We start from the raw sequence: 17,425 nt of genomic DNA, 5'->3' as shown, positions 1-17,425 counted from the left end.
GATCGCGTGACCTACGCCACCGTAACCAGGCCTTGACGTGGGGTGATCTATCCCACCTGGTCAGTTTCGGCGAAGGTGGAATACGGCGGCGTCCAGGTCGCCGCTCAGCCCGGTGCGCAAGCCCCGGTGGGCGAGCACCGCTCCCCGGTGCACCTCCCCGGTCTCCAGATCCCGGTACGCGGCCGCCGGGTCGAGCCCGCGCAGCCGCAGCGGAAGCTGTGCCCGGCCGTGGTGCTGCGCCTGGAGCCAGGCCAGCACGACGGTCTCCGCACCCCGGACGTACTGCACCGCGCTGAGCCCGTCGCCCTCCGGCGGCCGCAGCCGGTACAGCTCACCGTGCTGGACGACCGGGCGCACCCGCTTGTAGAGCGCCACCCAGTCGCGGGCCTCGGCGAGTTCGGCCTCGCTCCAGCGGGTCAGGTCGCCACCCACGCCCAGCACCCCGGCCATCGCGCTGACGAAGCGGAAGCGCAGCGAGCTGACCCGGGCGTTGCCCATGGCGTTGGGGCTGTCGGTGACCCAGGCGGCCATCACCCGGGCCGGGTGGAGCTGACCGAAGCCGTGCTGGATGGCCAGCCGGTCCAGTGGATCGGTGTTGTCCGAGGTCCACACCTGGTCGGTCAGGCCCAGGACGCCGAGGTCGATCCGGCCGCCGCCACCCGAGCAGGACTCGAAGGCGACCCCGGGGTGGGCGGCGCGCAGCCGCTCCAGCAGCTCGTACAGCCCGCGTACATGGTCGATCCACAGCCGCCGCGGATAGGGGTCGCCGGGCCAGCCGGCGTCCGCGAAGGAGCGGTTGAAGTCCCATTTCACATAGTCGACGGGCGCGCCGCTCAGCAGGGTGTCCAGCCGCTCCCACAGATAGCCGCGCACCTCGGGGCGGGCGAGGTTGAGCACGAGCTGGTTGCGGAACTCGGTGCGGGCCCGGCCGGGGTGGTGCTGCACCCAGTCGGGGTGGGCGCGGTAGAGGTCGCTGTCGGGGTTGACCATCTCCGGCTCGACCCAGATGCCGAACCGCATCCCGAGCGTGTGCACCTCGTCGGCCAGCGGCTTCAGCCCGTACGGAAAGCGGTCCGGGTTGGGCGTCCAGTCGCCGAGCCCGGCCCGGTCGCTGGTGCGCGCCCCGAACCAGCCGTCGTCCACGACGAACAGCTCGACGCCCATGTCGGCGGCCAGCCGCGCGAGCGAACGCTGCTGCTCCTCGCTCACCTCGAACTCGGTGGCCTCCCACGAGTTGTAGAGCACCGGCCGGGACCGGTCGGCGCCGGGGACCACATGCGCGAGCTGCCAGGCGTGCCAGGCGCGGCTCGCGGCCCCGAAGCCGCCGTCGGTCCACAGCCCCGCGAAGACGGGCGTGGTGAAGGACTCGCCCGGCGCGAGGAGCAGCTGGCCCGCGTCGTCGTGGCCGACCCCGCCCACCGCCTGGACGGCGCCGTCGCTCAGCAGCTGGACGGCGATCCGCCAGGCCCCGGACCAGGCGAGCGCGCAGCTGTGCACCTCGCCGCTCTCCTCGGTGGCCGCCCCGCCGTCCAGGGCGATCCAGGGCAGATGGTGATGGCTGGTGTGGCCCCGGCGGCTGCCGATCACCTTCTCACCGGGGGTGAGCTCGGTGCGGGCGAGCCGGCTCTCGGCGGCCCAGCGGCCGTGCAGATGGGACAGCCGCCAGCGGTCGCGCGCCGGGAGCGACCAGGCGGCGGAGTCGGCGCGCAGCAGCTCCACCGGCTCCTGCCCGGCGGTGCCGGTGTGGGCGAGGGTGGTCCAGCGCTCGATGACATCGCCGTCGTCCCGCATCCGGTAGTGGAGGGTGATGTCGAGGTGGTGCAGCGGATCGTGGAAGCGCAGCCGCAGCTCCTCACCGGTGCCGGGGTCGAGGACGGCGCCGCCGTCGAAGCGCCACTCGGTGCCGCGTACGCCCCCGGCGTGTACGGACAGGGCGGGGCGGACGAAGCGCGGACCGCCCTCCACGGGGTACTCCTCGCGCCCGTCCAGCGGTGATTCGAACGGCCAGTCGGGCGGCCCCGGCTCGGCGGCGAGGGCCTCGGCGTCCTCGACCGCGATCCTCGGCCCCCAGTGGAGATGGAGCAGCTCATCACCGTCGGTGAGGCGCAGGGCATAGCTACTGTGCCGCCCCGAGAGCACCCAGAGCCGACCGCTTCCACCGGTTTCGATCATCGCACTCCCCAGTTCTCCACAGGTATCAACATGATCGGGGAGGGTGGACGGTGCGGCAATGCCCGCACCCTCACGAGACCGATTGCCCGCTGCACGCATGTCGTATGGTCAGCTTCAGCCGCCTCGTCGACGAGCCGCGTCGGCGGCCGATGGTGAAGGAGAGCCCGTGACGCAGCAGTCGCAGTCGCCGCAGGTCCCCCAGACCGAAAGCCGACTGGTGGGGGTACGCAATTTCCGTGATCTCGGTGGACTGCCGGCTGCCGACGGCCGCCGCGTACGGCCCGGAGTGCTGTTCCGCAGCGGCCATCTCGCCCATGCCACCGAGGCGGACACGGTCTACCTCGACTCGCTCGGCCTGCATACCGTCTTCGACTTCCGCAACGCAGCCGACATCAAGCTGGAGGGCCCGGACGTCACGCTCCGCGGGGTCCGCAACGTCAATCTGCCACTGTCCGACCCGGCCGACGGCGCCGGGTTCTGGACGATGGTGCGCGAGGGCGATCTGAAGACCCTGCGCGAGCTGCTCTCCGAGGGCCGGGCCGAGAAGCGCATGATCGGCTCCTACCGCTCCATCGTCACCAACCGGCTCGTCGAGCACGGCCGGATCCTCCGCGATCTGGCCGAGGACAGCTCACCGGTGCTGATGCACTGTTCGGCGGGCAAGGACCGGGCCGGGCTGTCCATCGCGGTGACCCTGCTGGCCCTCGGCGTCACCCAGGAGGCCATCGAGGCCGACTACCTCGAGTCGGCCGCCGCCCACCGGCGCTACAAGATCTGGCGCAAGGGCGCTCCGGGTGACGGCTCCGACCCCATGTCGCCCGAGATCATGGCGCTGCTGCTGCCGCTGTTCGACGCGCGCGCCGAATATCTGGCGGCGGCCATCACGACGATCGAGGAGACCTGGGGCGGCACCGAGCGCTATCTCGCCGAGGGGCTCGGCCTCGCCCCCGAGCAGCGCGACCGGCTCCGCGAGCGGCTGCTCACCGGCTGACGGGCCCGCTCCGGGCTGACGGGCCCCTCCGGGCTGAAGGGCTCACGGGCTGAGCGGCCGTGGGTGCTGAACGGCCGCGGGTTCACGGGCCTCACCACATGGTGTCGGCCCCGGCCTCCGGCTCGGTGACCCAGCCCGCCGTCAGCACCAGACCGGTGGCGCGGTGCACGGCCAGGAAGCCGAACGGCCGCTCGTACCGCACGCTGATCAGCTTCGCCGTCCGCTGCGGCGGCGCCGAACCGGGTGCCATGGCGAACGCGGTCACCGCCGCCGCGAGGAAGCCCTCGGCGCTGAACGAGGCGGTCATGGACTGCTCCGCCGACGACAGCGCCAGCGCGGCGGGGCTGATCCCCGGAAAGTGGCCGCGCGCGGCGTCCTGGGCGGTGCGCAGCCCGAACAGCTCGGCCCTGCGCAGCAGATCGTGCCGCGCCGTCACGGTGAACTGCGGGGTGGTGAGCGTCGCCCGGGGTGTGGGGTCCCAGCTCGGGACCTCCATCACCCGAACCCCGGGCCCGGCCTCGCCCGGCGGCAGCGCCGAGCCGGGCCATCCCGCGTAACCCCCGGCCACCGCGCCGATCCCGGCCTCCAGCACCTCGCCGCCCGGGGCGTCCTCGGCGCCGAGGACCAGATGCACATCCAGTCCGTTGCCGCCCGCGACCCCGGACAGGGTGAGCGGACCGGCCGGGGTGTCGGGGACGACCCGCAGCACCCCGTCGAGGTCGTCCGTGGACCGGGTGAGCCCGGCCAGCGACCGGTCCCGCCAGGGTCCGCTCGCCGGCCTCAGCAGGCCCGGCTGGAACGGCTGGAGCCATGCCGTCTCCACCGTGAGCGCTCCGGCCAGCACCAGCCGGGTGTCGGGGGTGAGCGGTACGGGCATCTCGGCGATCGCGCCCCGGGTGCGCCGGGCCGCCCAGCCATCCAGCTCCTTGCGGTCGCGCTCGGCGTCCCCGGTCAGCGTGGACCGTACGCCCGGGGGCAGCGCGGCCTCCCACTCGGGCCGGATCGGCAGGTCCTGGCGGGTCCACAGCCCGGTGGCCGCGTGGACACCGTCCATGGCGTCCAGCGCCCCGAGCGTCTGCCCGCCGAGCGCCGTCGCGCCGTCCGCGCCGACGCCCAGCGCGCCCTCCAGCTCCTGCCGGGCCGGGCCGTCGGCACCGCCCGTGAGCAGGGCGAGCAGCGGCCAGACCCCGGTGGCGGCGAAGGCCGTGCCCTCGTCCGCCACGGCCGCCCGCGCCCACCTCGCCGTCAGTGTGTTCACGGCCCGTACGGCGGTCGCGTCGATCATGCGGGGTCCCCCATCGGTCAGCGGCCTGCCACCGCCTGTTTGACGAGCGTCCGGCCGAAGTCCCAGATCAGGCCGCCGCCGTCGTGTGCGTCGTCCATGACCGCTGTGAACGCCTCGACGAAACGGTCCACTTCCCGCTCGCCGATGATCAGCGGCGGGATCAGCTTAATGACCTCCAGATGGTCGCCGGACACCTGGGTGAGGATGCGATGGCGCCGCAGCAGCGGGACGACGACCATCTGCGCGAACAGCCCCTTGCGCGCCGCCTGGAGCATCGCCCACCGGCTGCGCAGCCCCAGTGAGCTGGGTCTGCCGAACTCGATGCCGATCATCAGCCCCCGGCCGCGGACATCGTGCAGCAGCTCGTAGCGGTCCACCAGCGCGGCGAGGCGGTCGCGCAGCAGCTCACCGGTGCGGCGGGCGTTGGCCACGACCTCCTCGTCCTCCATGACGGCGAGGACGGCGAGCCCGGCCGCCATGGCCTGGGCGTTGGACCCGAAGCTGGCCGAGTGGACCAGCACCCGGTCCATCGACGAATAGACCCGTCTGAAGATCCAGTCCTTGCCGAGGGTCGCGCCGACCGGCACATAGCCCCCGGAGAGGGCCTTGGCCACGCACACCAGATCCGGTTCGACGCCGTCCTCGTGGCCGTAGGCGAAGAAGTCCCCGGTGCGGCCGAGGCCGGTCTGCACCTCGTCCGCGATGAGCAGGGCCTTGTGGCGGTGGAGCAACTCCTGTGCGGCGCGCAGGAAGCCGGGCGGGGTCTCGTGCACCCCCTTGCCCTGGATGGGCTCCACCACGAACCCCGCCACGTCCCCGCGCGCCAGCTCCCGCTCCAGCGCGTCGAGGTCGCCCATCTCGATCGGGGTGTCGGGCAGCAGCGGGGCGAACCCCTTGCGGAAGCCGTCCTCACCGTTGACCGACAGCGAGCCGGTGGTCAGCCCGTGGAAGGCGTGGGCGCAGTACAGGACGCGCGGCTTGCGAGTGGCGTAGCGGGCGAACTTCAGGGCCGTCTCGACGGCCTCGGTGCCGCTGTTGCCGAAGAAGACCCGGTCCAGATGGGGGGCGTGGGTCAGCAGCCGCTCGGCCAGCAGACCGGGCAGCGGCTGGCAGTCGAAGCGGGTCAGATCGGCCAGGTCGGCGTCCAGGACGTCGTGCAGCGCCTTGCGGACCACGGGGTGGTGGCGGCCCAGGCCCATCACCCCGAAACCGGCGAGCATATCGAGGTAGTCCTGGCCCTCGTCGTCCCAGAAGTACGCGCCCTCGGCCCGCTCGTAGACCTTGTCGAACCCGATGGTGCGCAGCATCCGCGGCAGCTGGTGGTTGAGGTGCCGGGTGTGCAGGTCGTACCGCTCCGACGCGCGCTCGGCCAGCAGCTTCCCGAGGTCGAAGCCCGAACGCCGCTGCTGCTGCTCGGCTGCTGTCATGCCTGGCTCTCCTTGGCGGCGGTACGGGTCCCGGCGGGGGTACGGGCCCCGGCGGCGGTACGCGCCCCGGCGAGGGCGCCCGCCCGCTCCGGGCGGGCCGCCCCGATACGGGTCAGGGCCGCCCCGATCCGGCCCGCGATCTCGGCGGGGGTGAGCCCGATGTCGGCGAGCACCTCACCGCGCTTGGCATGCGCCAGGAACTCCTCGGGGATGCCGAACGTCCGCACCGGCAGGTCGACTTCGGCGTCCCGCAGCGCCTGGGCGACCGCCGCGCCCACCCCGCCGGAGCGCACATTGTCCTCCACAACCGCCACCAGCCGGTGGCGCGCCGCGAGCCCGGGGAGCTCGGGATCGACGGGCTTGACCCAGCGCGGATCCAGGACCGTGCAGCCGATGTCGCGCCCGGCCAGCAGCTCGGCGGCGCGCAGCGCGACGGGGGCCATGACCCCGGCCGCCACGAGGAGGAGGTCCTCGCCCCGGCGCAGGACGTCCATCCCGCCCACCCGGTCGATCGCCGGAATCGGCTCCCCCACCGACTCCTGGGGGAAGCGGATGACGGTCGGCGCGTCGTCCACGCCGACCGCCTCGCGCAGCTGGGCACGGAGCTGGTCGGCGTCGCGCGGGGCGGCGATCCGCAGCCCCGGCACCACCTGGAGGACGGACATGTCCCACATGCCGTTGTGGCTCGGGCCGTCGGTGCCGGTGACACCGGACCGGTCCAGGACGAACGTCACGCCGCACTTGTGCAGGGCGACATCCATCAGCAGCTGGTCGAAGGCGCGGTTGAGGAAGGTGGCGTAGACAGCGAGGACCGGGTGGAGTCCGCCGGTGGCGAGCCCGGCCGCCGAGACCGCCGCGTGCTGCTCGGCGATGCCCACGTCCCACACCCGCTCGGGGTACGCCTCGGCGAACGCCCGCAGGCCGACCGGCTCCAGCATCGCCGCCGTGATGGCCACCACGTCCGGCCGCTCGGCGCCGAGCCGCACCATCTCCTCGCCGAACACCGAGGTCCACGACCGTCCGCCGGACGGGACGAGGGGCGCGCAGGTGAGCGGGTCCATCGCGGCCACGGTGCGGAAATGGTCCGCCTCGTCCTCCAGCGCGGGCGGGTAGCCCCGCCCCTTCTCGGTGAGGCAGTGGACGAGGACCGGGCCGTGGAACCGCTTGGCCCGGCGCAGGGCCGACTCGACCGCCTCGGTGTCATGGCCGTCGATGGGGCCGACGTACTTCAGCCCCAGGTCCTCGAACATGCCCTGCGGCGCGAAGGCGTCCTTGAACCCCTTCTTGGCGCCGTGCAGCGACCCGTACAGCGGCCGGCCGACCACGGGGGCGCGCTGGAGCATGTCCTTGCCCCAGGCCAGGAAGCGCTCGTAGCCGTCGGTGGTGCGCAGGGTGGCGAGGTGGCCGGCGAGCCCGCCGACGGTCGGCGGGTACGAGCGCTCGTTGTCGTTGACGACGATGATCAGCGGCCGGTCCCGGGCGGCGGCGATGTTGTTGAGCGCCTCCCAGGCCATCCCGCCGGTCAGTGCCCCGTCGCCGATGACGGCCACCACATGGTCGGTGCCGCCGTGCACCGCATTGGCCTTGGCGAGGCCGTCGGCCCAGCCCAGCACGGTGGAGGCATGGCTGTTCTCGATGATGTCGTGCTCGGACTCGGCCCGTGACGGATAGCCGGACAGCCCGCCCTTGTGGCGGAGCTTGGAGAAGTCCTGGCGTCCGGTGAGCAGTTTGTGGACGTAGGACTGGTGGCCGGTGTCCCACAGGATGCGATCGGCGGGCGAGTCGAAGACGCGGTGCAGGGCTATGGACAGCTCGACCACGCCGAGGTTCGGTCCCAGATGGCCCCCGGTCCTGGCCACCGCGTCGATCAGGAACTCCCTGATCTCCTGTGCGAGCGCGGCCAGTTCCGCACCGGTCAGCGCCTTGAGGTCGTGCGGGCCCCGGATGTTCTCCAGCAACGGCACGGTCGGTTCCCCTCCTCGGTGTATCAGCTCACGGTGACGTCCGGGGTACCCGACGGGACCCCCTCGTCCTCCATGCGCCGCGCGATGTTCATTGCCTCCTCGATCAGGGTCTCCACGATCTTCGACTCCGGCACGGTCTTGATGACCTCGCCCTTGACGAAGATCTGCCCCTTGCCATTGCCGGAGGCGACACCCAGGTCCGCCTCACGCGCCTCACCCGGACCGTTGACGACACACCCCATGACCGCCACCCGCAACGGAACCTCCATACCCTCCAGACCGGCCGTCACCTGATCCGCGAGCTTGTACACATCCACCTGCGCCCGACCGCACGACGGACACGAGACGATCTCCAGCCGCCGCTGCCGCAGATTCAGCGACTCCAGAATCTGAATCCCGACCTTCACCTCCTCCACCGGAGGCGCCGACAACGACACCCGGATCGTGTCCCCGATCCCCTCACTCAACAGCGCACCGAACGCCACCGCCGACTTGATCGTCCCCTGGAACGCCGGACCCGCCTCCGTCACCCCCAGATGCAACGGATAGTCACACCGAGCCGCCAGCTGACGATAGGCATTGACCATCACCACCGGATCGTTGTGCTTCACCGAGATCTTGATATCCCGGAACCCGTGCTCCTCGAACAGCGAACACTCCCACAACGCCGACTCCACCAACGCCTCCGGCGTCGCCTTGCCGTACTTCTCCAGCAACCGCTTGTCCAGCGACCCCGCGTTCACCCCGATACGAATCGGCACACCCGCACCCGACGCCGCCTTCGCGATCTCCTTGACCCTGTCGTCGAACTGCCGGATGTTCCCCGGATTCACCCGCACCGCCGCACACCCGGCATCAATCGCCGCGAACACATACTTCGGCTGGAAATGAATATCGGCGATCACCGGGATCTGCGACTTCTTCGCGATCACCGGCAACGCATCCGCGTCATCCTGCGACGGACACGCCACCCGCACGATCTGGCACCCCGACGCCGTCAACTCCGCGATCTGCTGCAACGTCGCACCAATGTCCGCCGTCACCGTCGTCGTCATCGACTGCACCGAGACCGGAGCGTCACCACCCACCGCCACCGACCCGACCTGGAGGCGGCGTGAGACCCGGCGCGGCGCGAGGGGCCTGCCCGGCACCGCGGGCAGGCCGAGTGCGACCGGTTCCGCCGCACTCGGCCCGGCTGGTTCCGCCGTGCTCATCCCGTCACCCATGACTTCCGGTGGCGGTCTCCCGGGCGGCGCGCAGCGACTCCTTGAGGGAGCCCATGGTCGCCAGGACCGCGGTGGGTTCATAGCCGCAGTGGGCCATGCAGTTGTCGCAGCGCGGATCCTTGCCGCGGCCGTAAGCGTCCCAGTCGGTCTCCTCCACCAGCTGTCGGTAGGTCGGGACATAGCCGTCGCTCATCAGATAGCAGGGGCGCTGCCAGCCGAAGAGGGAGTAGTTGGGGATGCCCCAGGCGGTGCACGGGAAGTCCGTCTTGCCCTCGAGGAAGTCGAGGAAGAGCGGGCTGTGGTTGAGCCGCCAGCGGCGCCGGTTGCCTCCGGCGAACGCCTTGCGGAACAGCTCGCGGGTCTGCTCGACGCCCAGGAAGTGCTCCTGGTCGGGCGCCTTCTCGTACGCGTAGGCGGGCGAGATCATCATCTCGTCCACCTCGAGCTCGTCATTGAGGAAGTCGAGCACGTCGATGATGGTCTGGGGGGTGTCGGTATTGAAGAAGGTGGAATTGGTGGTGACCCGGAAGCCGCGCCGCTTGGCCTCCTTGATGGCCTCCACCGCCTCGTCGAACACCCCCTCCTTCGCCACCGATTCGTCATGCCGCTCCCGCAGCCCGTCGATGTGCACCGCGAAGGCGAAGTACGGGGACGGCTTGAACAGATGCATCTTCTTCCGCAACAGCATCGCGTTGGTGCAGAGGAAGACGTACTTCTTCCGCGCCACCAGCTGTCGTGCGATCTCGTCGATCTGCGGGTGCATCAGGGGTTCGCCGCCCGCGATGGACACCATCGGGGCGCCCGACTCCAGCACCGCGCCCACCGCCTGGGCGACCGGCATGCGCTGTTTGAGCACCCCGGCCGGATGCTGGATCTTCCCGCAGCCCTCGCACTTGAGATTGCAAGCGAACAGCGGCTCGAGCTCGACGATCAACGGGAACTTGTCGCGCCGCTTGATCATCTTCTGTTCAAAGAGATACGTCGCGACCCGGATGGTCTGGCGGAGAGGCATGGCCATCTAGCTCACCTCCTGGGAGCAGCGAATAACGGTGCCAGTGAAAGAAAGCGGGAAGAACGGTCCGAAGAACCCGGAAAGCCGATATTCCACCGCGTAGCGTGCCGATACGGACGAGTTCATGTTCAGGAGCGTCCACGACCACCCGGACGGCCGCAACCGGACGGACGCCGTGGCCGACGGCGGTGCGCAGGGTCGCGGCGGACTCCATGTCCACCGCGATGGCGCCGGTGCTGTGCAGCGCGGCCCGCTCCGCGCCGCGCACCACATGGTCCGAGCCCACGACCGGACCGATATGGACGGCCCGGCGGGGACCGCCGGGGAGGGGATGTGACAGGGCGTCGGCGAGGATCCGGGTGCCGGTGCACACGGTGCGGCCCGCCGGATCGCGGGTCTCGTCGGCCACGACGAGGTCCCCGGGGTGCATCCCCGGGGCCAGCCCGGCGCAGAAGCCGGTGGCGATGACGGCGGTGGACCGCCCCCCGGGCTCACCGGGCTGACCGGGCTCACCGGACCTTCCGGTGAGCGCCCGGGTCACGGCGCGCTCGGCCGACTGCGGCCCCATGCCCGTGCGCAGCACGGTCACGGCGGCGGCGCCGAGGTCGGCGCCGCGCAGGGCGAACCGCTCGATGCCGAGCGCACAGGCGATCAGCAGCGCCGCACCACCGGCCTCCGCGGCCGGATCGGCGGCCATCAACCGCTCCGCGGTCGCGCCCCGGTGGGCTCGCCGTGGACATACCGGCCCAGTGCCGTCACCGGGAAGACCTGCCGGTACAGGTGGTAGTTGATGGAGAAGTCCCAGGGGAAGCCGGTGCCGGTGAAGTACGGCTCGTCCCAGGAGCCGTCCGGCCGCTGGGTCCCGGCGAGCCAGGTGACCCCGCGCTCGACGGCCTCGCCGTCCCGCTCCCCCGCCGCCAGCAGCGCGAGCAGCGCCCACGCCGTCTGCGAGGCGGTGGAGGCACCCCGGCCCATCCACTCGGCGTCGAGGTAGGAGCGCTGGTCCTCGCCCCAGCCGCCGTCCTCGTTCTGGACGCTCTCCAGCCAGCGGACGGCCCGGCGGACCGCCGGATGGGAGGCGGGGACACCGGCGGCGATCAGCGCCGGGACGACGGAGCCGGTGCCGTAGACGTAGTTGGTGCCCCAGCGGCCGAACCAGGCGCCGCTCGGCTCCTGCTCGGACAGCAGCCAGGAGATACCGCGCCGGGTGCGGGCGTCGTACGTCCGCCCCTCGTGCGCGAGCATCTCCACGACATGCGCGGTGACATCGGCCGACGGCGGGTCGATCACCTCGCCGAAGTCGCAGAACGGCAGCTTGTTGGGGAGCGGGCTGGTGTTGTCGACGTCGAACGCGCCCCACGCCCCGTTCTTGGACTGCATGCCCAGGGTCCAGCGCATGGCGCGCCGCACGGCCGCCTCGATCCGCTCGGGCTCGGGGTGGTCGACCCGGCGCAGCGCCAGGATGACCTCGGCGGTGTCGTCGATGTCGGGGTAGTTGTCGTTGTGGAATTCGAACGCCCAGCCGCCGGAGGGCAGTCCGGGCCGCCGAACCGACCAGTCGCCGGGCCGGTCGATCTGCTCGGTCAGCATCCAGTCGGCGGCCTTGACCAGCGCCGGGTGGTCGGCGGCGAGACCGGCGTCGGCGAGCGCGATGGCGGCCAGGCAGGTGTCCCAGACCGGGGACTGACAGGCCTCGATCATCCGGCTGCCGTCCTCGCGCCACACCGCGAACCGGTCCAGCGACTCCAGACCGGCGCGCATCACGGGGTGGTCGAGGTCGTAGCCGAGCAGATGGAGGGCGATGACGGAGTAGACGGCGGGTGGCTGGATGCCGCCCCAGCAGCCGTCGTTCTCCTGCCGCTCCACGATCCAGCGGGCGCAGGAGCGCAGCGCGGCCCGGCGCAGCGGGCGGAAGGCGACCTTGTGGTAGGCGTGCAGCGCCCGGTCCAGCCGCTGGAAGGCACCGTCCCAGGAGGCGACGGGGGCGAGCGGGCGTGGCGGATTGGGCCTGCGGGGGTCGGTGTGGAGCTCGTCGAGGGGGAAGGGGGCCGGGCGCACGGGGCGTTTGGCCGAGACGATGGTGAGGGGCACGATGGTCTGCCGGGCCCAGCAGCCGAAGTCGTAGATGTTGAGCGGAAGCCACTTCGGGAAGTAGATGATCTCCGGTGGCAGCTCGGGCAGATCCTCCCAGCGCCACCAGCCGAAGAGGGCCAGCCAGATCCGGGTGAACACCCGACTGCTCGCGATCCCGCCCCGGGAGCGCACCCACGCGGAGGCGGTGGCCATATGGGGCGCGTCGGGCTCGTCGCCGGCCAGCCGCAGGGCGACATACGCCTCGATGGTGGCGGAGAGCTCGGGGGGACCGCCGTGGAAGGTGGCCCAGGTGCCGTCGGTGGCCTGCTGGGAGCGGAGATAGCGGGCCGCGGCGTCGAGGGTGTCGGGGTCCTGGATGCCGAGGAACTGGCGGAGCATCAGGTCCTCGGCGTCCATGGTGACGTTGGTCTCCAGGTCGCCCTTCCACCAGCCCCGCTCGTCCTGGCGGGACAGCAGGTGGTCCACGGCGCGGGCCGTCGCCTCACGGGCGACGCCTAAGGTCTTGGACTCGGATGACTCGGAGGGTTGGACGGTCGGTGTCGCTGTCATGGCTTCCCCTCTGCAGTGTGCTCATCTGCCGTCTTTGGGGCTTCCGTCGGCCGGCACCCCGGCTGGGTGCCGGCCGGCGACTGCGAACTAGCGGTCCATGGCGATCATCTCTCTCGTACGACGACGAAGTCGGCGAGCGCCACGAACCGCGTCCGGATCTCGGCGGGCATGTCCACCGAGCCCAGCGCCTCCATGGCGGTCGCATGCTGTCTGCGGGCCTCCTGAGAGGTCCAGTCCCGGCCACCTGCTTGCTCGATCAGCGCGGCGCGGACGGCGAACTCCTCCTCCGAGAAGTCGGCGAACTCCTCCTCCGGCTTGTGCGCGTCGGCCGCGAGGATCTGGGCGAGCCGTTCGGAGTCGGGGCCGCCGGCGTCGAGCGCGGCGACCACGGGGAGGGATTTCTTGCGCTGGCGCAGATCGCTCCAGGTCCGCTTGCCGGTCGCCTCCGGGTCGCCCCAGATGCCGAGCAGGTCGTCGACGGCCTGGAAGGCGAGGCCCAGGTGGTAGCCGTAGCGCTCCAGGGTGTCGGCGGTGCGGTCGTCGGCGCCGCCGAGCACGGCGCCGATGGAGGCGGCGCAGGCGAGCAGGGCACCGGTCTTGTTGCCCTCCATCTCCAGGCACTCCTCGACGGTGACCCGCTCGCGGTGCTCGTAGGAGATGTCCTGGGCCTGGCCGTCGATCAGCTTCCGGGTGGCGGCGGTGAGCCGGCGGGTGGCCCGCCCGGCTTCGGCGGTGCCGATCTCCAGCAGTATCTCGTTGGCCAGCGCGAACAGGGCGTCACCGACCAGGATGGCCTGGGCCGGGCCGTGCACCTTCCAGACGGTGTCGCGGTGGCGGCGCTGCTCGTCCCCGTCCATGAGGTCGTCGTGGAGCAGCGAGAAGTTGTGCACCAGCTCGACCGCGACCGCGCCGGGCGCCCCGGCCTCGGGGGCGGCGCCCGCCGCCTCGGCGGACAGCAGGGCGAGCGCGGGGCGGACGGCCTTGCCGCCGTCGCCCTCGGCCGGGTTGCCCTCGGCGTCGATCCAGCCGAAGTGGTACGCGGCGACGGTGTTCATGGGCGGGGCCAACCGGTCCACGGCGGCGCGCAGCACCGGCGTGGCGAGCGTACGGCCGCGGTCCAGCAGCGCCATGACGCCTGCGGTGTCGACACCTGGGGTCGCCGGGGTCACGGTCTCTCCTCTGTTCTTGGTGGTGGTGCTCATGCCGCCTCCTCGGGCGTCCCCCCGCCCGGGGCGGGGAGAGAGTTCACATGCTGGCGGCCGAGGTCGGTGAGGGCCGCGCGGGCGGCGGAAAGACCGCTGCGCACGGCGCCCTCCATGGTCGCGGGCCAGCCGGTGGCGGTCCACGCACCGGCCAGGTAGAGGCCGGGCGCGTCGGTCGGGGCGGAGGGCCTGAGGAGGCCGACGCCGGGGACGGGGGCGAAGGTGGCGGTGCGCTCCCGGGTGACGAAGAAGTCGCGCACCCGCGCCCCGCGGGCGACCGGCAGCAGCCGCTCCAGCTCGGGCAGATAGCGGGCGCGCAGCTCGGCCACCGGGCGGTCGATGTCGTCGTACGCGGCGGACTGCGACACCGCCAGGTACTGGCTGTCCCCGGCCCCGGGCGCGTCCCTCAGCCCCGAGGCGTCCGTCCGGTCGAAGACCCACTGGACGGGGGAGCCGATCGCGGCGAAGAAGGGGCGGCGCAGCACCGTGCGGTCGTAGATCACATGCAGATTGAGGATGGGCGCGGTGCCGATGCGCAGCAGCCGGCCGGGGTCCTTCAGGGCGCCGTCGGGCAGCAGGGCGTGCGCCTCGCGCTGCGGTACGGCCAGCACCAGTACGTCCGCCTCGGCCCGCGGCTCCTCCCCCGGCCGCCCGGCGGTGGCCGCGCTCCAGCGGCCCCCGGGGGTGCGGGTGACGGCGGTCACCCGGGTACGCAGGTCGGTCCGCACGCCCGCCGCGTCCAGGGCGCGGTGGGCGTGGGCGTGGTGCAGTTCGCCGAGCGGGGCGCGGGCCCAGCCGATGTCGGCGGCGCCGGGCCGGGAGAGCAGCCCGGTCTTGAAGACCATCGCGGCCAGGCCCAGCGAGACATTGGGCGCGGTGGCGTTGAGCGTGGCCACGCCGACCAGGTCCCACAGCGCCTCGACGGCGCGCGGCGACTGGCCGTGGCGGCGCAGCCAGCCGGCGAAGTCCACCCCGTCCAGCTCCGGGTCCTCGGGGTCCAGCCGCCCCAGGGCGAGCGCGGCGCGGCCCACCTGGGCGCGCTCGGCGAGGGAGAGATGGGGGTAGGTGGCCAGGCTCGCGGACAGATGGAGCGGCACCGGCAGGGCGGTGCGGCGCAGCCGGCCGAGCCGCCGCCCCTCGCGCCCCCGGGCGTCGAGGACGGGGACGTCCAACCGGCCCTGGAGCGGGGCGAGTCGGGCGGCGCCGACCCGCTCCAGGAACCACTGGTAGTCGGTGCAGCAGCGCAGATACACATGCTGGCCGTTGTCGACGCTGAGCACACCCGCCGGGGAGGAGCGGTGGAAGGAGAAGGCGAGGCCGCCGAGGCGGGGGCGGCCCTCGACCAGGGTGACCCGCAGCCCGGCGTCGGCCAGCGCGAGCGCGGCCGTCGTACCGGCGAGCCCGCCGCCGATCACCAGGGCGCTCCGCCCGGCGGGGCGTCGCCCGGCGGCCGGGGCGGGGTCCAGGGTCGAGTGGGTCACACCGGCCTCCCGGTGGAGCGGCGCTCGACGGCGCGGGTGTCAAGACCGGCCAGCCCGCGCACCGCCACATACGCCTTCTCATGGCCGGGCAGCGAGACGCGGCCGCGCAGGACGGCCGCGGGGTCCTTGGCGATCCGGTCCAGGAGCCTGCGGTAGATGCCCGCCATGGCGGACACGCACGCGCCGCTGCGCCGGTCCAGCAGGGGGAGCAGCCGGAAGCCCTCGGCGAACAGGGCTCTGGCCCGCCGCACCTCGAAGTGGACCAGACCGGTGAAGTCGGCGTCCGGCGGTGCGGTGGAGCCGCGGAACGCGTCGGTGCAGCCGAATTTGGCCAGGTCGTCGGCGGGCAGATAGGTACGCCCGGTGGCGGCGTCCTCACGGACGTCGCGCAGGATGTTGGTCAGCTGCAGGGCGAGCCCGAGGGTGTCGGCGTAAGCCGGGGCGCGCTCGAGCTCGTCCTCGCTGTGGCCGGTGCCGGGGGCGGTCCCGAAGACGCCGAGCGACAGCCGTCCGATGGCGCCCGCCACACAGCGGCAGTAGCCCTTGAGGTCGTCCCAGGTCTCGTAGGTCTGCCCGGCCACGTCCATCAGCACGCCGTCGATCAGCTCGTCCAGCGCGTCCAGCGGGATCGGGAAGCGGTGTGCGGCATGGGCGAGGGCGACGGCGACGGGGTCGGTGTCGTCCTCCTCGATACCGCCGCCCCGCATCCGGTCCAGCAGGGCACGGGTGTCCGCCAGCCGGGCGCGCTTGGCCTCCGGGTCGAGGGGGCCGTCGCCGATGTCGTCGACCCGGCGGGAGAAGGCGTACAGGGCCGACATCGCATGGCGCTTCTCCGTCGGCAGCAGCCTGATGCCGTAGGCGAAGTTGCGGGCCTGGTGGCCGGTCACGGCCTCGCAGTAGCGGTACGCCGCGAGCACTGGCGCGGACGCGTGCGGAGATCCCTTCACGGTCCGGCTCACCCCTCTCTTCGCAGTGTCGCCCCCACCTCGCGCAGCAGGCTGAGCTTGGTGGGCCTGGGCGGTCCAGGGAGTACGTCATGTCCCGCGGCCGCGACCGCCCGCAAAGCGGCCCGCCCCCCGGCCACGAATCCGGCGAGCAGCACCTTGAGCCTGCCGTGGACGCTACCCACCAGGGGGGTGCCTTCATTCAGCAGGGCAGCGGCGCGTTCCGCCTCCTTCGCGACCAGCGCGCGCAACCGTACGCCGCCCCTGGGGGCGGCGAGGTCGGCCTCGGTCACTCCGAAGCGTTTCATGTCCTCGGCGGGCAGATAGACGCGGTCCCTGCGGAGGTCCTCGGCCACGTCCTGAAGGTGCTCGATGATCTGCAGGGCGGTGCAGATGGCGTCCGAGCGGCGGGTCCGCTCGGGGCTCGCGGTGCCGGTGATGCCGAGGACGAGCCGTCCGACCGGGTTGGCGGACAGCTCGCAGTAGTCGAGGAGATCCTGGTAGGTGGCGTACCGCCGGATCCGCTGGTCCTGGCGGTTGGCCTCGATCAGCCCCAGGAAGGGCTCTTGGTCAAGCCCATGGCGGTGGACGGTGGGGCACAGGGCCCGCAGCAGCGGATGGCGCGGCTCCGCGGCGGGCTGGAAGACCCGGCGGAGATCGGTCTCGAACGCGTCCAGCATCGCGAGCGCGTCGTCCGCCCGGTCGCGCTCAAGACCGAGCAGTTCGGCGTCGGCGCCGCCGGGGGCCAGATCGCCGTCGCCGATGTCGTCGACCAGCCGGGCGTAGCCGTAGACGGCCATCAGATCGGTGCGCCAGGCGCGGGGGAGGAAGAAGGGGGCCACGGGGAAGTTCTCGTGGGCGGCCTTGTCGAGCACGGCGCGGGCGGCTTCCTGCCCGCCGCTCCGGCCGCTCGACGTGGTATGGGACCCGCTGCGCTCGTCCTCGACGGTCACCGTGGACAGCCAGGCGTACGGGCGAGACCCAGGACGCCACGTGGGTCCCGGCGACCGGGCCCCCCGGGAGCGCTGGAGATGGGCCGTGTAGCCAATGCCGTCACATCCCCCGTTCTACACCGGTT

At 72.4% G+C, this 17,425-nt stretch carries 13 protein-coding genes; 1 reads left to right on the top strand and 12 read right to left on the bottom strand.

The window, feature by feature from the left end:
- Positions 1 to 60: 60 nt before the first annotated feature.
- Positions 61 to 2,172 (bottom strand): alpha-galactosidase, encoded by a 2,112-nt coding sequence (locus J2Z30_RS11840; protein ID WP_044568722.1) that lies wholly within the window; start codon positions 2,170 to 2,172, stop codon positions 61 to 63.
- Between the two features lie 166 nt (positions 2,173 to 2,338).
- On the opposite strand from J2Z30_RS11840, the gene J2Z30_RS11835 reads away from it, so the two are divergent.
- Positions 2,339 to 3,163 (top strand): tyrosine-protein phosphatase, encoded by an 825-nt coding sequence (locus tag J2Z30_RS11835; RefSeq protein WP_044568723.1) that lies wholly within the window; start codon positions 2,339 to 2,341, stop codon positions 3,161 to 3,163.
- A 91-nt stretch (positions 3,164 to 3,254) separates the two neighbouring features.
- Here the strand turns inward: J2Z30_RS11835 and J2Z30_RS11830 are convergent, their stop codons facing one another.
- The 11 genes from J2Z30_RS11830 to hpnC all read right to left on the bottom strand — a co-directional run bounded on the left by J2Z30_RS11830 (position 3,255) and on the right by hpnC (position 17,222).
- Positions 3,255 to 4,448: a serpin family protein gene (locus J2Z30_RS11830; RefSeq protein ID WP_044568724.1), complete on the bottom strand. Its 1,194-nt coding sequence runs from the start codon at positions 4,446 to 4,448 to the stop codon at positions 3,255 to 3,257.
- A gap of 17 nt (positions 4,449 to 4,465) precedes the next feature.
- The gene (locus J2Z30_RS11825; RefSeq protein WP_044568725.1) at positions 4,466 to 5,875 is read right to left on the bottom strand and encodes an aspartate aminotransferase family protein; all 1,410 of its coding nucleotides are present in this window, start codon (positions 5,873 to 5,875) and stop codon (positions 4,466 to 4,468) included.
- A complete protein-coding gene (gene dxs, locus J2Z30_RS11820) occupies positions 5,872 to 7,839 on the bottom strand; it encodes a 1-deoxy-D-xylulose-5-phosphate synthase (protein ID WP_044568726.1) in 1,968 nt (655 codons plus the stop codon). The genes J2Z30_RS11825 and dxs overlap by 4 nt, the downstream gene beginning before the upstream one ends.
- A gap of 23 nt (positions 7,840 to 7,862) precedes the next feature.
- Positions 7,863 to 9,053 (bottom strand): flavodoxin-dependent (E)-4-hydroxy-3-methylbut-2-enyl-diphosphate synthase, encoded by a 1,191-nt coding sequence (gene ispG / locus J2Z30_RS11815; protein WP_209468645.1) that lies wholly within the window; start codon positions 9,051 to 9,053, stop codon positions 7,863 to 7,865.
- Between the two features lie 4 nt (positions 9,054 to 9,057).
- Complete coding sequence (gene hpnH / locus J2Z30_RS11810; RefSeq protein ID WP_044568727.1) at positions 9,058 to 10,083, bottom strand: adenosyl-hopene transferase HpnH; 1,026 nt, start codon at positions 10,081 to 10,083, stop codon at positions 9,058 to 9,060.
- On the bottom strand, positions 10,034 to 10,774 hold the full coding sequence (locus tag J2Z30_RS11805) for a phosphorylase family protein (protein WP_044568728.1): 741 nt from the start codon (positions 10,772 to 10,774) through the stop codon (positions 10,034 to 10,036). The genes hpnH and J2Z30_RS11805 overlap by 50 nt, the downstream gene beginning before the upstream one ends.
- Positions 10,774 to 12,720 carry a squalene--hopene cyclase gene (gene shc / locus J2Z30_RS11800; RefSeq protein WP_044568729.1) on the bottom strand — a complete coding sequence of 649 codons (1,947 nt, stop codon included), beginning with the start codon at positions 12,718 to 12,720 and terminating at the stop codon, positions 10,774 to 10,776. Before shc ends, J2Z30_RS11805 begins: the two co-directional genes overlap by 1 nt.
- 104 nt (positions 12,721 to 12,824) lie before the next feature.
- Positions 12,825 to 13,922 carry a polyprenyl synthetase family protein gene (locus tag J2Z30_RS11795; RefSeq protein ID WP_044568730.1) on the bottom strand — a complete coding sequence of 366 codons (1,098 nt, stop codon included), beginning with the start codon at positions 13,920 to 13,922 and terminating at the stop codon, positions 12,825 to 12,827.
- Entirely contained in the window at positions 13,919 to 15,403 is a 1,485-nt protein-coding gene (gene hpnE, locus J2Z30_RS11790; RefSeq protein WP_078956537.1) for a hydroxysqualene dehydroxylase HpnE, read from the bottom strand. The genes J2Z30_RS11795 and hpnE overlap by 4 nt, the downstream gene beginning before the upstream one ends.
- Positions 15,400 to 16,362, bottom strand: coding sequence for a presqualene diphosphate synthase HpnD (gene hpnD / locus J2Z30_RS11785; protein WP_372453262.1), 963 nt, complete (start codon positions 16,360 to 16,362; stop codon positions 15,400 to 15,402). The genes hpnE and hpnD overlap by 4 nt, the downstream gene beginning before the upstream one ends.
- The gene (gene hpnC / locus J2Z30_RS11780) at positions 16,359 to 17,222 is read right to left on the bottom strand and encodes a squalene synthase HpnC (RefSeq protein WP_044568731.1); all 864 of its coding nucleotides are present in this window, start codon (positions 17,220 to 17,222) and stop codon (positions 16,359 to 16,361) included. Before hpnC ends, hpnD begins: the two co-directional genes overlap by 4 nt.
- Positions 17,223 to 17,425: the final 203 nt, after the last annotated feature.

Origin of the sequence: Streptomyces iranensis (assembly GCF_017874715.1) — a bacterium.
GTDB lineage: Bacteria > Actinomycetota > Actinomycetes > Streptomycetales > Streptomycetaceae > Streptomyces > Streptomyces iranensis.
This window is presented reverse-complemented; position numbering and strand designations above follow the sequence as displayed.